Consider the following 14617-nt stretch of genomic DNA (forward strand, 5'->3'; position numbering starts at 1 on the left):
AACAAGATCGAAAGATCGCAGCCTTCGGCAGCTCCTACAGGGGGTGTTGTCTGGTGGCATGGCAAAAAAAAGCCCCGCGACCGAAGGGGCGCGGGGCAAAGAATTGGTTGGTTGCGGCCAACCAAAGGAGCTCTGTCAAAACGGTTATTGGCTGGCGACGGTCTCCGGTTGCCAGCCGCCACCGAGGGCCTTGTAGATCGCGACGATGCCGCGATACAGGTCGATTTCGGCCTGGGCCTGGGTGTCTTCGGCCGCCAGGCGTTCGCGCTGGGCGTCGAGCAGCACGAGGAAGTCCGCCGTGCCTTCGCGGTAACGGATCTCGGCGAGATCGGCTGCGGAACGGCTCGATTCACTCTGGCGGATCAACGAGATCAACCGCTGCTGGCGTTTGCCGTAGTCGCTGAAGGCGTTTTCCGATTCTTCCAGGGCCAGCAACACTTGTTGCTCGTAGGTCGCCAGGGCGCCTTCGGCATCGGCGTCGGCGCCGCGCAAACGGGCACGCACACTGCCCAGGTCGAATGCCGCCCAGGTGATGCTCGGGCCCAGCGCCCAGGCGTTGGCCGCCGAGGAACCGATCTGCGAACCCCGCCCGGCGGTCCAGCCGAGGAAGCCGCTGAGGCTGACGCGGGGGAACAGGTCCGCCTTGGCCACGCCGATGCGCGCCGTGGCCGAGGCCAGTTTGCGTTCGGCGCTGAGAATGTCCGGACGGCGTTGCAGCAACTCGCCCGGGTCACCGATCGGCAGGGCCTTGGCGATCGCCGGCAAGTCTTTCGGGCCGAGGTCCACGGTCAGCTTGTCCGGGCGCTCGCCGAGCAGGGTGGCGATGCGGTTTTTCTGCCGCACCTGTTCCGCCTGCAATTGCGGCACGCTGGCTTCGACCGAGGCCAGGCGCGCATCGGCGCGCTCGACATCAAGCTGATCGCCGACACCGGCGTCGCGCAGGCTGATGGTGATCTTGCGCGACTCCTGCTGGTTGTTCAGGTTGGCCAGGGCGATTTTTTCCCGCAGCTGCGCACCGCGCAGCTGACCGTAGGCGTCCACCAACTCGGCAATCATCGTCACTTGCAGTTGATACAGATCCGCCTCAAGCGCCTGTTGCTCGGCATCGGCCGACTCCAGGTTGCGCTGGATGCGGCCAAACAGGTCGAGCTCCCACGCCATGTCCAGGCCCAGGTCATAACGCTCGCTGTTGACCCGATTTGTGGTCTGGCCAGGAATCTGGCCCTTGCCCAGGTCACTGCTGGCACGGCTGGTGATGGTCGGCATGGCGTCATTGCTGACGTCATCGCGGATCGCCCGCGCCGCTTTCCAGCGGGCGAAAGCGACGCGCAAGTCACGGTTACCCTTGAGCGATTCGGTCACCAACTGATTGAGGGTCGGGTCTTCGAATTGCTGCCACCAGATCCCTTCGAAGCGCGAACGGTCGAAGTTCTTCTGGCCGGCCGCGCCATCGGTGGCCGTGGTGATGTTAGCCGCCTCAGTGGCTGGGGTCTTGTAGTCCGGGCCGACGGCACAGGCGCTCAGCGCCAGTACCAGCAGGCTCGGCAGAAAGGCTTTCAAACTCATCAATGCGACTCCAGCGGCTTTTGCAATTTCAGCGCTTTGGCGGCTTTGCGCTGCTCGCCACGCTCGACAAAGTTGCGAATCAGTACGTAGAACACCGGCGTCAGCAACAGACCGAAGAAGGTCACCCCGAGCATCCCGGAGAACACCGCCACACCCATGGCGTGACGCATTTCGGCACCGGCGCCGCTGGAGAACACCAGGGGCACCACACCCATGATGAACGCGAAGGAGGTCATCAGGATCGGCCGCAGACGCAGGCGGCAGGCTTCGAGCACCGCGGCCAGCGGGTTCATGCCTTCTTCCTGTTTGTCCTTGGCGAACTCGACGATCAGGATCGCGTTCTTACAGGCAAGCCCCACCAGTACGATCAGGCCGATCTGGGTAAAGATGTTGTTGTCGCCACCGGAGACAATCACCCCGGTAATGGCCGACAGCAGGGTCATCGGTACGATCAGGATCACCGCCAAAGGCAGGCTCCAGCTTTCGTACTGCGCCGCGAGCACCAGGAACGCCAGCAATACGCAGAGCGGGAACACGAACAGCGCGGTGTTGCCGGACAGAATCTGCTGGTAGGTCAGGTCGGTCCATTCGTAGGTCATGCCGTTCGGCAGTTCTTCCTTGAGCAGTTTCTCGATGGCTTTTTCGGCCTGGCCGGAGCTGTAGCCGGGGGCGGCGGCACCGTTGATTTCGGCGGTGACGAAACCGTTGTAATGCGAGACGCGGTCCGGGCCCGAGGTGTCGCTGACCTTGATGAAGGTCGCCAGCGGGATCATCTCGCCCTTGTTGTTACGCACTTTGAGCTGGCCGATCTGGTCGGATTCGAGGCGGAACTGCTGTTCGGCCTGGACGTTGACCTGATAGGTGCGACCGAAGCGGTTGAAGTCGTTGGCATACAGCGAACCCAGGTAAATCTGCAGGGTGTCGAAGATGTCGCTGACGGCCACGCCGTGGGTCTTGGCTTTTTCCCGGTCGATGGCGGCATCGACCTGCGGCACGTTCACGGTGTAGCTGGTGAACAGGTTGGCCAGTTCCGGAACGTTGTGGCTCTTGGCAATGATGTTCATGGTTTCCTTGTACAGCTCGTCGTAGCCCAGGTTGCCCCGGTCTTCGATTTGCAGGCGGAAACCACCGATGGTGCCCAGGCCTTGTACCGGCGGCGGCGGGAAGATCGCCATGTAGGCTTCCTGGATCCCGGCGTACTGGCCGTTCAAGGCACCGGCAATCGCCCCGGCGGACATGCTCGGGTCTTTACGCTCGTCGAAAGGCTTCAGGGTCACGAACACGATGCCGGCGTTCGGGCTGTTGGTGAAACCGTTGATCGACAGGCCAGGGAAGGCCACCGCGCTTTCCACGCCAGGCTGTTTCAGGGCCAGGTCGGACATGCGCTTGATCACGTCTTCGGTGCGGTCCAGGCTCGCCGCATCCGGTAATTGCGCGAACGCCACCAGGTACTGCTTGTCCTGGCCGGGTACGAAGCCGGTCGGGGTGCTGGAAAAACCGAAGAAGGTCAGGACCATCAAGCCGGCGTACAGCAGCAGGGCGATCCCGCTGCTGCGGATCACGCGGGTCACGGTGCCGACATAGCCATGGCTGGCCTTGTCGAAGAAGCGGTTGAACGGACGGAACAGCCAGCCACCGAAGATTTTGTCCAGCACCCGGGAGAAACGGTCTTTCGGCGCGTCATGGCTCTTGAGCAACACGGCGGCCAGCGCTGGCGACAGGGTCAGCGAGTTGAAGGCCGAGATCACGGTGGAAATGGCGATGGTCAGGGCGAACTGCTTGTAGAACTGACCGGTCAAGCCAGAGATGAACGCCGCCGGGATAAACACCGCACACAGCACCAGCGCCGTGGCGATGATGGGGCCAGTTACCTCTCGCATGGCGCGCTTGGTCGCTTCGACCGGAGTCAGCCCCAGCCCGATGTTCCGTTCGACGTTTTCCACCACCACGATCGCATCGTCGACCACGATCCCGATGGCCAGTACCAGGCCGAACAGTGACAGGGCGTTCAACGAGAAGCCGAACAGGTGCATCACGGCGAACGTACCGATCAGCGAAACAGGCACGGCCACCAGCGGAATGATCGAGGCGCGCCAGGTTTGCAGGAACAGGATCACCACCAGCACCACGAGGATCAGCGCTTCGAACAGGGTGTGAACCACTGCCTCGATGGAGCCGCGCACGAAGATCGTCGGGTCATAGACGATGCTGTAGTCCATGCCTTGCGGGAAGTTCTTCTTCAGCTCTTCCATCTTGCCGCGAACTTCGTTCGAGATTTCGATGGCGTTGGAACCCGGGCGCTGGAAGATCGGGATCGCCACGGCCGGCTGGTTGTTCAGCAACGAGCGCAGGGCGTATTGGCTGGACCCCAGTTCGACCCGGGCAATGTCCTTCAGGCGAGTGATTTCACCGTTGTCGCCTGCGCGAATAATGATGTTCTCGAACTCTTCCTCGGAGACCAGGCGGCCCTGAGTGTTGACCGACAGCTGGAAGCTCTGGGCCGTCGGTGCAGGGGGCGCGCCCAGTTGACCGGCCGCGACCTGGCGGTTCTGCTCGCGGATCGCGGTGACCACGTCAGTGGCGGTCAGGTTACGCGAAGCCGTCTTGTTCGGATCGAGCCACACCCGCAGCGAGTAATCGCCCATGCCGAACAGCTGCACATCGCCGACACCGCCCAGGCGAGCGAGCTCATCCTTGATGTTGAGGATCGCGTAGTTGGACAGGTACAGCATGTCGTAGCGTTTGTCCGGCGAGGTCAAGTGCACAACCATCGTCAGGTCGGGCGAGGCCTTGTCCACGGTGATACCGATGCGCGTCACTTCCTCGGGAAGTTTCGGCTCGGTCCGGGTCACGCGGTTCTGCACCTGCACCTGCGCGTTGTCCAGGTCGGTGCCCAGGGCGAAGGTGATGGTCAGGGTGATCTTGCCGTCGGCGGTCGACTGCGAGGACATGTACAGCATGTTCTCGACGCCGGTGATCGCCTGCTCCAGCGGAGCGGCCACGGTTTCACCGATGACTTTGGGGTTGGCGCCAGGGAAGTTGGCACGGACCACCACGGTCGGTGGCACCACTTCCGGGTATTCGCTGATTGGCAACTGGAACAGCGAGATGGCACCGGCGATCAGGATCAGCAGCGAAAGCACCGCTGCGAAGATCGGCCGTGAAATGAAGAATTGGGAAAAATTCATCGGAGTCGTTATCCCTTAACCGCGTGGGGTCGCTGCAGCCAGTTTCACAGCCGTGCCCGGCGCGACCTTGGCAGGTGCGACTTGGGGCAGGTTGCTGGCTTCCAGCGCTTGTCGTTGTTGTGCCAGGGCCGCGAGGGTCTGCTCGGTGGCCATCGGGATCACTTCAGGGGTCACTGGGGAACCTGGGCGTACCCGTTGCAGGCCCTTGACGATGATGGTGTCGTCCTTGTTCAAGCCGTTGCGCACGATGCGCAGGCCTTCGATCTTCGGCCCCAGTTCGACCGCGCGGTAAGCGGTCTTGTTGTCGGCATCCATCACCAGCACGAACTTCTTGCCAAGGTCGGTACCGACCGCTTCATCGTTGATCAGCATGGCGTTGTACGTGCCGCTGCCCACCAGCTTCAGGCGTGCATAGAGGCCTGGGGTGTAGCTGCCGTCGCTGTTGTCGAACACGGCGCGACCGCGGATGGTGCCGGTTTTCGGGTTGACCTGGTTGTCGACGAAGTTCATCTGGCCCAGGTGCGGGTTGCCGTCTTCGTTGGACAGGCCCATGTACACCGGCGTGGTGGCGCCGCGTTTGCCCTGGCGGGCGAGTTGGGTGTACTTCAGGAACACGCGCTCATCGGCGTCGAAGTAGGCGTAGACCTTGTCGGTGGACACCAGGCTGGTCAGCGCGGTGGTGTCGGCGGTGACCAGGTTGCCGGCGGTGATTTCCGCACGGCTGACGCGGCCGCTGATCGGTGCGGTGACACGGGTGAAGCTCAGGTTCAGTTTCGCCAGATCAAGCTGTGCCTGAAGGGCACCAACGGCGGCGCGAGCCTCTTGGGATGCACTGGTGCGCGAATCGGCGAGTTCGGCGGAAATCGCGTTGCTGGTGCGCAGGCGCTCACCGCGCTGGGCTTCGTTTTCGCTGCGGGTCGCATTGGCACGGGCCTGGGCGACCAGCGCTTCGAGGCGGCGGACCTCAGCCTGGAACGGACGCGGGTCGATCTGGAACAGCAGGTCGCCTTTCTTGACCAGCGCACCTTCGGTGAAGGCCACTTCATCAATCTGCCCGGAGACCCGTGGGCGAATCTCCACGGTTTCCGGCGCTTCAAGACGCCCGGTGAATTCGTCCCACTCGTTGACCGGTTGCTCCAGCACCTTGGCCACGCTGACCTTGGCGGCGGGCGGCGCGCCGGCGGTTTCCGGGGCTTTGCCGCAAGCGCTGATCACCACGACGGCCAACAGGGCCAAGGGGAAGCGCAAATGTTTGAGTGACTGTTCCATGGAATGCATCCGCCAATGTATTGAGATGGGCGAATGATGCTCGGCGGGTGGGTATCGCACGAATCGAATGGGGCGAAGGTAACTATCATTCGGAATGATAGGAGAGCGCGGGTAGCTCTCTAGCCTGCGCCTTTCGCGAGAGGGAGATCAACAGGGTTGATGGAAATACTGTTTTTCCATGGTGTTAAAGGTCGGGCCTGGGACCGTGTTGTTGCCATCGCGAGCGGGCTCGCTCCCCAGGACCTCAAAAACCAATGTGGGAGCGAGCCTGCTCGCGAAGAGGCCATCAGCGTCGATACTTCACCCGGATCAAGCCAGGCTATCCGGATCGCCAAAAAACATCTGAATCCGCGACCGCAACCATCGCTCCCCCGGATCATTGTCCTGGGACCCGCGCCACGCCATGTGCAGCTCGAAACTGCGCACCGGCAATGGCGGGTCTTCAGCCCGCACACCGCCTGCCGCCGTCAGCGCGTCGGCGGTGTAGTCCGGTACGGTGGCTACGATGTCGGTGCCGGCGAGGAGGGTGCTCAGGCCGTTGAACTGCGGCACGGCGAGCACCACGTGGCGTTTGCGCCCCAGTTTTTCCAGTTCTTCATCTATAAAGCCACTGAGGTCACCGGCGAACGACACCAGCGCATGGGGCCGCGCGCAGAAGTCATCCAGGCTCAGCGGCCCCGGCATGGTGTCGGCACGCAGCAGTTTCGGCGAGCTGCGGCGCAGCACTTTGCGCTTGGCGTTCGCCGGCAAATCGGCGGTGTAGCTGACGCCAATGGAAATTTCCCCCGAGGCCAGCAATCCCGGCATCAGGATGTAGTTGACCCGGCGCACGACCAGCACGATCCCCGGGGATTCGGCGCGCAGGCGCTTGAGCAGCATCGGCAGCAGGGCGAATTCGACGTCGTCCGACAGCCCGATGCGAAACACCGCGGTGCTGGTGGCCGGGTCGAATTCCGCCGCGCGGCTGACGGCGGTGGAAATCGAATCCAGTGCCGGTGAGAGCAGGGCGAAGATTTCCACGGCGCGCGCGGACGGCTCCATGCTGCGGCCGGTGCGCACGAACAAGGGGTCATCGAACAACCCGCGCAGGCGCGAGAGCGCCGCACTGATGGCCGGCTGGCCCAGGAACAGCTTCTCCGCCGCGCGGGTCACGCTGCGTTCGTGCATCAGGGTTTCGAATACGATTAACAGGTTCAGGTCGACACGTCGCAGGTCATTACGATTCATCTGGAGTCCTGGCAGAGTCAGCAAACTTGACGTGAGCAGCCATATGAGAACAATGGCCAGCAAGAATATTACGGGGAAAGGCTGGTACTCTGCACCGAGTAATTCAGTTTTCCTACAAAGGCTGCTTCGGTTTCTTACGACATTTGACGATGTTGCCGCTGATGCGGAATCAATGACAGGCATGTCGACTATTAATAGCCACTGATAGTGTTGGGTCGAAAGCCCAGCTAGAGTTCATGGCATTAGAGGTTCATTTGGCGAGGTTTGCGATGTCCCGCACGATCCGTTTTCACAAGTTTGGTTCAGCCGAGGTGCTCAAATGCGAAGAGCATGCGGCGGCTTTGCCTGCACCCGGCGAAGTGCAGGTGCGCGTCGAAGCCATTGGCATCAGCTGGTACGACATTCTCTGGCGTCAGAACCTGGCGTCATCCCAGGCACGTCTGCCTTCAGGCCTGGGCCATGAAATGGCCGGTATCGTCACCGCTGTCGGTGAGGGTGTCGACGACCTGGCGGTGGGTGACAAGGTTGCCAGCTTCCCGGCCGAAAGCCCGAACGACTATCCGGTGTACGGCGAGCAGATTGTTCTGCCTCGCTCGGCATTGACCCGCTATCCGGACGTCCTTAACCCGATTGAAGCGGCCGTTCATTACACGCCGCTGTTGATTGCCTATTTCGCCTACGTCGATCTGGCGCGGGTCAAACCCGGGCAATTTGCCCTGGTCACCGATGCCAGTCACTGCGCCGGCCCATCGTTTGTGCAACTGGGCAAGGCCCTGGGTGTCCGGGTCATTGCGGCCACCAAGTCGCCGGATGATCGTGAGTACCTGCTGTCCCTGGGTGCCGAGAAAGTCATCGTCACCGAAGAAGAAGATCTGCTGATGCGGATCAACAAAATCACCGACAACCGCGGTGTGGATGTGGTGTTCGATGGCCTGGGCGGCCCGCAGATGTCGCTGCTCGGCGATGTGCTGGCACCGCGTGGCAGCCTGGTCCTGTACGGCCTGCAGGGCGGCAACCAGACGCCTTTCCCGGCCTGCGCGGCGTTCCAGAAGAACATCCAGTTCTTCGTGCACTGCATCGGCAACTTCACCGGCAAGCCGGAACTGGGCATCATCCAGGACCAGGTCGCCCTGCAGCGCGCCTTGCGTGATATCAACCAGCTGACCGCCGACCGCGTCCTGCTGCCGCTCAAGACTCGGGTCTTCCCGTTTGACGAGTTTGTCGAAGCGCACCGCTACATGGGCGAATGCCCTTGCTACGAAAGGGTAGCGCTGCAGGTCGAACCGGCCTGATTCACCCCTCAAGTGCTGCACCCCCCGAAGAGTCCGTGCCCCCACGGACTCTTTTGCTTTCTGCGCTTTTCCCCATGGACGGTTCAGCAACTGAACTGGTTTTTGCGCGCGATCTGTATCTTCTATTGTGCAACTAAGCCCTGATAATTGAATGATTACTTTCATCTCAAGGAATGAGTCATGGGCGGGTATCAGGCCGATACTTATCACGGCGCTGCACAATTGTGCATTCGGACGGCGCACTCTTACGCAGTTGCAGAACTATTGTCCGAAACTTCCTTCTTTATTTCTTGTATTAAACATCCGTGGGACGCTGTCGGACGTTTCCTAGGACGTCGGTTTCGGTCGTCGCGAGCCGTCAATATCGGGGCTTTCCAGTCGGTCAAGTGTTTGCAGGGTCTGCGTCGCTGCGCTGCAACTCAAAGGTTGACCTGACACTTAAGTGTTAACATTCAGCAATAGAATCCCAACCTCACAACATATCCAGGCCAAGCCCTGCGCTGTGCGTGCAGTTGTTTGTGCAATACCGAACTTATGAGCATCAGGTAAATAACGATGACTAACATTCATGTCCAAGCGATGAACAATGTCTATCAACAAGTATTGCAGCGATTGCTGGGATTCTTTTCCCGTGCCGAACGCACGGCGTTGCAATTGTTGATTCAACGCCTGGGCGTTGCCGCCGGGGGCATGGAGCGAATAGGTGGCTACAAGGTGCTGGCGATCCAGTCCGGTTCCCGCGACAGCTGCTACACCCTGGCGCTGCTGCGCGCCGCGCAACTGACGATCGCCAGTCGATCACCGGCGACATTTCAGTTGCGGGTGGCGACGTTGCGCCTCAATGGCAGCAACCCGACGGCACTGGAAAACATCCATCGCAGCTACAACGCGCTGTTCGTCTATGACGATCCACGGGTCGAAGTCCTGATGGCCGATAACAGGGAAGTGCTGTCGTTCGACCACTCGGCACCCATTTCACCGGCAGGATGTGAAGCCAGTCGGATCAATCTGCTGATGCTGGGGCATCGCCGGGCCTGGGACGGACCGCTGGAACTGTGGGATGACGGTTACCTGGCCAGCGGTGAGTTCTACGGGCAAATCTCTCGCTGGAACCATGGCGTCGATGCTTATATCTGCAGCGACTCTGCGCGCCGGCAAAAGCAATTCATCGAGGGCTTGAGACGTGCAGCAGCCAAGGCCGGTCTTCAGGCCTCGAACCACCATGAGCCAGGCAGCGCAGGGTTTTTCCCGTTGCTCGATGAACTCGGCGGCCAGGGTTATCGACGCTTCTACACCGAGGAGGAGCAGGGGCCATGGCGTCCGGCCGAGCAGTTTGAAACCTGTCGCCGCGCGACGCTTGTCGACATCCACGACATGATGGTGAGCAACAGGGAAGAACGCTGGCCGTTGCTTACCGAGTTTCTCAAATTCCAGGCGGACGAATTGTCGGCACAGCTCAGTGACAACGAGTACGTCAGCCTTCCGGTGTCGGCACACGTGCGCGGACTGCAAGCCTGCTTCATCCAGGGGCGGACCTACGAGGCGGGCGTTGCCGAATACTTGCAGCGGGCCCTGGTGATGATGCGCCGCAAGCGATTGCCGGAGCGCTTGTGCGAACAGGCGGTGGAAGCGTTCGGCAACCCGATGACCCTCGCGGAATTGCGGGCACGGGCGGCAGCCGAGACGCAACGCAGCCTTGGCCTGAGCGAGGCGCAAATGGTCTGCCTGTTGTTTGCGCCCTTTAATGACGGCGGCGCGAACCTCGAACATTTTCTGCGCCAGTGCCATCCCGGCATGCTGGTGGCCATTCCGGAGTTGCACCGGGCGCTGCAAGGGCATTCGGTTGCGGATCAGATCGTGCAATGGATGGTTGAAGTCAGCGGGTTGCCGGTCCATCTCCTTGGCGAACTCTATCGCCTGGCGCCGGTGGCGGCGATTGCGGGCAGGGCCGTTGAGCCGGCAACCGGCGATCAGGACGAAGAAATCGAAGCCGACGATGACACGTCCATGGCCGGTGAACAGTCAGCAGGTCGTTGACAGTGCGTGACCTGACAACGACCTTGACGCCACGCGACAGGCGGGACCCGGTCCAGGGTTGCTTGCCATGAAAAACGCCCGTGACACTGATTTCGCCTACCAGGCGGTGTACCGATATCTGACCAGCGTCATCGGGGAAACCGCCACGGATGCGCGGGTTCGCCTGCCTTCGTTGCGTCATCTGGCCGAGCGGCTGAACGTGTCGATCTCGACCATTCAATATGCGTACTCGCTGCTGGAGAAAGAAGGTCGTGTGTACTCGGTGGCCAAGTCGGGTTATTACGCGCTGCCGGCACAGACCATCACCACGCCCTACAGTGGCAGCGACTTGCTCGAAAGCGTGTACGTCAACGCTCGCCGCCCTGGCATGCTGGTCCTGAGTGGCGATGAACCGGCCTTGTTGCAGCCCATCGACAGCCCGTTGTTGCTACAGGAAAGAGAGCTGCTTCGCCAGTACCCGCGCCAGCCGCAACCCAATTCGCAACCTTGCGGCGAACTGGAACTGCGCATGGCATTGGCCGCGCGCTACACCACGTCGCCCGTGCGCTGCTGGCACGCCGATGATGTCTACATCGGCGCGGATCTTCGTGGCGTGCTGGAAATCCTGATTGCGGTGTTAGGTCTCAAGGACGCCGCGGTGGTGGTTGAATCGCCTTGCGACTGGGTGATCCTGCGCCTGTTTCAGGCGGCTGGCGTGCGGGTGATCGAATGGCCCCTGCGGGCTGGCGGAAGGCTGCACCACGAGCATCTCAAGGAGCTGCTGGAAACCGAACCGGTGCGCCTGGTGATGGTTTCCTCCGGTGTGAACATGCCCCGTGGCAGCCAGGCGCCGGATGAAGATCGGCAAGCGGTCGCGCAATTGCTCGACCGCTATGACTGCTGGGTCCTGGAAAACGACTGTTACGGTGAGCTTGGCTTCGAGGCGCCGGGCCTGCGGTTTCGCGATCTGTTGGCGCCGGATCGGCTGATGATTTTTTCCACGTTCGAGAAAATCATCGGGCCGGAAGCCCCCTATGGTTATGTGCTGTCGCGTCATCTGAGCGGTGAATGGCAGCGGCATTTCCTGCTGCGGGCTTTCCGCCTGTCTTCGATTCGCCAGAAAGCCATTGCCCGTCTATACAGCAATGGACGCATCGATCAGCACTTGCAATCCCTACGGCGCAGGCTCAAGGACAGCAAGACCCAGATGATCCAGCTGCTGTGCGAGCGACTGGACGATGCCCTGCAGTTTGTCGAGCCTGAAGGTGGCGCCACCGTCTGGGTGCGTTCGTTGCGCAAAGTCGATGCGCGCCAGCTGTTCCAGCGCCTGCTCGGGCAACAGGTGGTGATCGCGCCGGGAGAGTTGTTCAGTCTCCAGGGCCTGCATGCACAACATCTGCGGCTGAGCCACAGCTTCGCCAGCGATTATGACCTGACCACCGCGCTGGGCTTGCTAGGGGATGCGTTGCGCCGCGAGGCGTTCGATTGAGCGCGACTGTGCGGGATTTATAGCCGTGCGGATCGATAACGTCGCGCCGTGGTCAAACTGCCAGTAAACTGCGTTCCAATTCCTGAACCACTCTATTCCAGAGGTTTTGCATGACACTCAGTCATTTTGCGGGTAAACCGGCACCGGCAGAATTGTTGGTCGACATCCCGCGACTGGTCACGGCGTACTACACCGGCCAGCCTGATGCCGCCGTCCCGACCCAGCGCGTGGCGTTCGGCACGTCCGGGCACCGAGGCAGCTCCTTCGACCTGAGTTTCAACGAGTGGCATGTCCTGGCAATCAGCCAGGCGATCTGCCTGTACCGCGAGGCCCAGGGCATCGATGGTCCGCTGTTCGTTGGCATCGACACCCATGCACTGTCGACCCCGGCGGGTGCCAGCGCCCTGGAAGTGCTGGCCGCCAACGGCGTGACGGTGATGATTGCCGAAGGCGACGAATACACGCCAACCCCGGCCATTTCCCACGCGATCCTCTGCTACAACCGCGGGCGCACCTCGGGCCTGGCGGACGGGATCGTCATCACGCCTTCGCACAACCCGCCGCAAAGCGGTGGCTACAAATACAACCCCACCAACGGCGGCCCGGCCGACACCCACATCACCAAGTGGATCGAAGCCAAGGCCAACGAGCTGCTCGGTAACAAGCTCGCCGGCGTCAAGCGCATCAGCTACGAACAGGCCCTGAAGGCCAGCACCACCCATCGTCACGATTATGTGAACACCTACGTCGCCGACCTGATCAACGTGATCGACTTCGACGCCATCCGTGACGCCAAGCTGCGCCTGGGTGTCGATCCGCTGGGCGGCGCCGGGGTGCGCTACTGGTCGGCGATTGCCGAGCATTACCGCCTGGATCTGGACGTGGTGAACAAGCAGGTCGATCCAACCTTCCGTTTCATGACTGTCGACTGGGATGGCCAGATCCGCATGGACCCGTCGTCCACTCACGCCATGCAGGGCCTGATCGGCCTGAAGGAGCGCTTCGACGTGGCCTTCGCCTGCGACCCGGACCACGACCGCCACGGCATCGTCACTCCGTCCGGTGGCCTGTTGGCACCGAACAATTACCTCGCGGTGTCCATCGATTACCTGTTCCAGAACCGTCCGCACTGGCGCGCCGATGCCGCCGTGGGCAAGACCGTGGTCAGCAGCGGCCTGATCGATCGCGTGGCCAGGCGTCTGGGCCGTCGCCTGTACGAAGTCCCGGTGGGCTTCAAGTGGTTTGCCGATGGCCTGTTCGATGGCTCCCTGGGCTTTGGTGGTGAAGAAAGTGCCGGTGCTTCGTTCCTGCGCAAGGACGGCGGCGTCTGGAGCACCGACAAGGACGGTTTGATCCCGGCCCTGCTGGCGGCCGAAATGACCGCCCGGACCGGTCGCGACCCAAGCCAGGCCTATCGTGCCCTGACCGATGAGCTGGGCGAACCGTTCTCCGTGCGGGTCGACGCCAAGGCCAATCCGCAGCAGAAAGCCCTGCTCGGCAAGTTGTCACCGGATCAGGTCACTTCGACTGAACTGGCGGGCGAAGCGATCCAGAGCATCCTCAGCCACGCACCGGGCAACGACCAGGCCATCGGCGGCCTGAAAGTCATGACCGAGAACGGCTGGTTCGCGGCGCGTCCGTCGGGGACCGAGGACATCTACAAGATCTACGCCGAAAGCTTTGTCAGCGATGCGCACCTCAAGCAGTTGGTGGCTGAGGCCCAGACCTTGGTGGATGGCGCCATTTCCGCGAAGTAACGGATGTCGGACTTACGCGTGGCGTGAGTTTCGGATCAAAAAAAGGGGCGACCATTCACGGTCGCCCCCTTTTTTGTCCTGCGTTTAGAGGATCAGGCCAGATCCACCAGCACAATCTCACTGTCCTCGATCGCCGTCACCCGCAGCACCTGCTCATCGGCCACCGCAACCCCGTCTCGAGCTTGAGCACGCAAGCCATTGACTTCAATGACACCGGTGGCCGGCACCAGGTAAGCCCGGCGGCCACTGTCCAGCAGATACTCAGCGCTTTCGCCTGCCTTGAGGCTTGCCGCCACCAACCGCGCATCGGCACGGATGCGCAGGCTTTGATCGTCGCCGGCCTTGCCGCTGGCCAGGGTCACGAAACCTTCGCGCTGGCCTTTGGGGAAGGGTTTGGCACCCCAGGACGGCGCCAGGCCGGATTCATTGGGGATGATCCAGATCTGGAAGATCTTGGTCGGCGTCGCCTCCAGGTTGTATTCGCTGTGGGCGATGCCGGTGCCAGCGCTCATGACCTGAACGTCACCCGCTTCGGTGCGGCCCTTGTTCCCCAGGTTGTCCTGGTGAGTGATGGCGCCTTCGCGAACATAGGTGATGATTTCCATGTCTCGGTGCGGGTGCTGCGGGAAACCGGTGCCGGGGGCGATCACGTCGTCGTTCCAGACCCGCAGGTTGCCCCAGTTCATGCGCTTGGGGTCATGGTATTCGGCGAACGAAAAATGGTGATGGGCATCCAGCCAGCCGTGGTGTGCGCCACCGAGCGAGTTGAAAGGTCTGAGTTCAAGCATGATCGTCTCCTGAAAAGGTTCGTCA

At 61.6% G+C, this 14617-nt stretch carries 9 protein-coding genes; 4 read left to right on the plus strand and 5 right to left on the minus strand.

What is annotated here, in order from left to right; translation table 11 throughout:
• Nucleotides 1-144 precede the first annotated feature (144 nt).
• From F8N66_RS04810 to F8N66_RS04825, 4 genes are all read right to left on the minus strand, one after another.
• Nucleotides 145-1566, minus strand: coding sequence for an efflux transporter outer membrane subunit (locus tag F8N66_RS04810; protein WP_150769081.1), 1422 nt, complete (start codon nt 1564-1566; stop codon nt 145-147).
• Nucleotides 1566-4754: an efflux RND transporter permease subunit gene (locus F8N66_RS04815; RefSeq protein ID WP_150769082.1), complete on the minus strand. Its 3189-nt coding sequence runs from the start codon at nt 4752-4754 to the stop codon at nt 1566-1568. The genes F8N66_RS04810 and F8N66_RS04815 overlap by 1 nt, the downstream gene beginning before the upstream one ends.
• 15 nt (nt 4755-4769) lie before the next feature.
• Nucleotides 4770-6023 carry a multidrug efflux RND transporter periplasmic adaptor subunit MexE gene (mexE, locus tag F8N66_RS04820; protein ID WP_150769083.1) on the minus strand — a complete coding sequence of 418 codons (1254 nt, stop codon included), beginning with the start codon at nt 6021-6023 and terminating at the stop codon, nt 4770-4772.
• Nucleotides 6024-6332: 309 nt separating this feature from the next.
• Complete coding sequence (locus tag F8N66_RS04825; protein ID WP_150769084.1) at nt 6333-7250, minus strand: LysR family transcriptional regulator; 918 nt, start codon at nt 7248-7250, stop codon at nt 6333-6335.
• A 269-nt stretch (nt 7251-7519) separates the two neighbouring features.
• Here F8N66_RS04825 and F8N66_RS04830 point away from each other — a divergent pair, with 269 nt between their 5' ends.
• The 4 genes from F8N66_RS04830 to pgm all read left to right on the plus strand — a co-directional run bounded on the left by F8N66_RS04830 (nt 7520) and on the right by pgm (nt 13804).
• A complete protein-coding gene (locus F8N66_RS04830) occupies nt 7520-8542 on the plus strand; it encodes a zinc-dependent alcohol dehydrogenase family protein (RefSeq protein WP_150769085.1) in 1023 nt (340 codons plus the stop codon).
• A gap of 555 nt (nt 8543-9097) precedes the next feature.
• Nucleotides 9098-10579 carry a hypothetical protein gene (locus F8N66_RS04835; RefSeq protein WP_150769086.1) on the plus strand — a complete coding sequence of 494 codons (1482 nt, stop codon included), beginning with the start codon at nt 9098-9100 and terminating at the stop codon, nt 10577-10579.
• Nucleotides 10580-10646: 67 nt separating this feature from the next.
• Complete coding sequence (locus tag F8N66_RS04840; RefSeq protein ID WP_150769087.1) at nt 10647-12047, plus strand: PLP-dependent aminotransferase family protein; 1401 nt, start codon at nt 10647-10649, stop codon at nt 12045-12047.
• Nucleotides 12048-12157: 110 nt separating this feature from the next.
• Nucleotides 12158-13804: a phosphoglucomutase (alpha-D-glucose-1,6-bisphosphate-dependent) gene (gene pgm / locus F8N66_RS04845; protein ID WP_150769088.1), complete on the plus strand. Its 1647-nt coding sequence runs from the start codon at nt 12158-12160 to the stop codon at nt 13802-13804.
• 92 nt (nt 13805-13896) lie between these two features.
• On the opposite strand, the gene F8N66_RS04850 is transcribed toward pgm, so the two are convergent.
• Nucleotides 13897-14592: a pirin family protein gene (locus F8N66_RS04850; protein ID WP_150769089.1), complete on the minus strand. Its 696-nt coding sequence runs from the start codon at nt 14590-14592 to the stop codon at nt 13897-13899.
• Nucleotides 14593-14617 lie beyond the last annotated feature (25 nt).

The organism is Pseudomonas fluorescens, assembly GCF_902498195.1.
GTDB lineage: Bacteria > Pseudomonadota > Gammaproteobacteria > Pseudomonadales > Pseudomonadaceae > Aquipseudomonas > Aquipseudomonas fluorescens_BU.

What these genes read in the sequence shown, in the direction of transcription:
- F8N66_RS04810 (WP_150769081.1), bottom strand. Translation starts at nt 1,566, where the DNA reads ATGAGTTTGAAAGCCTTTCTGCCGAGCCTGCTGGTACTGGCGCTGAGC.
- F8N66_RS04815 (WP_150769082.1), bottom strand. Translation starts at nt 4,754, where the DNA reads ATGAATTTTTCCCAATTCTTCATTTCACGGCCGATCTTCGCAGCGGTG.
- mexE (WP_150769083.1), bottom strand. Translation starts at nt 6,023, where the DNA reads ATGGAACAGTCACTCAAACATTTGCGCTTCCCCTTGGCCCTGTTGGCC.
- F8N66_RS04825 (WP_150769084.1), bottom strand. Translation starts at nt 7,250, where the DNA reads ATGAATCGTAATGACCTGCGACGTGTCGACCTGAACCTGTTAATCGTA.
- F8N66_RS04830 (WP_150769085.1), top strand. Translation starts at nt 7,520, where the DNA reads ATGTCCCGCACGATCCGTTTTCACAAGTTTGGTTCAGCCGAGGTGCTC.
- F8N66_RS04835 (WP_150769086.1), top strand. Translation starts at nt 9,098, where the DNA reads ATGACTAACATTCATGTCCAAGCGATGAACAATGTCTATCAACAAGTA.
- F8N66_RS04840 (WP_150769087.1), top strand. Translation starts at nt 10,647, where the DNA reads ATGAAAAACGCCCGTGACACTGATTTCGCCTACCAGGCGGTGTACCGA.
- pgm (WP_150769088.1), top strand. Translation starts at nt 12,158, where the DNA reads ATGACACTCAGTCATTTTGCGGGTAAACCGGCACCGGCAGAATTGTTG.
- F8N66_RS04850 (WP_150769089.1), bottom strand. Translation starts at nt 14,592, where the DNA reads ATGCTTGAACTCAGACCTTTCAACTCGCTCGGTGGCGCACACCACGGC.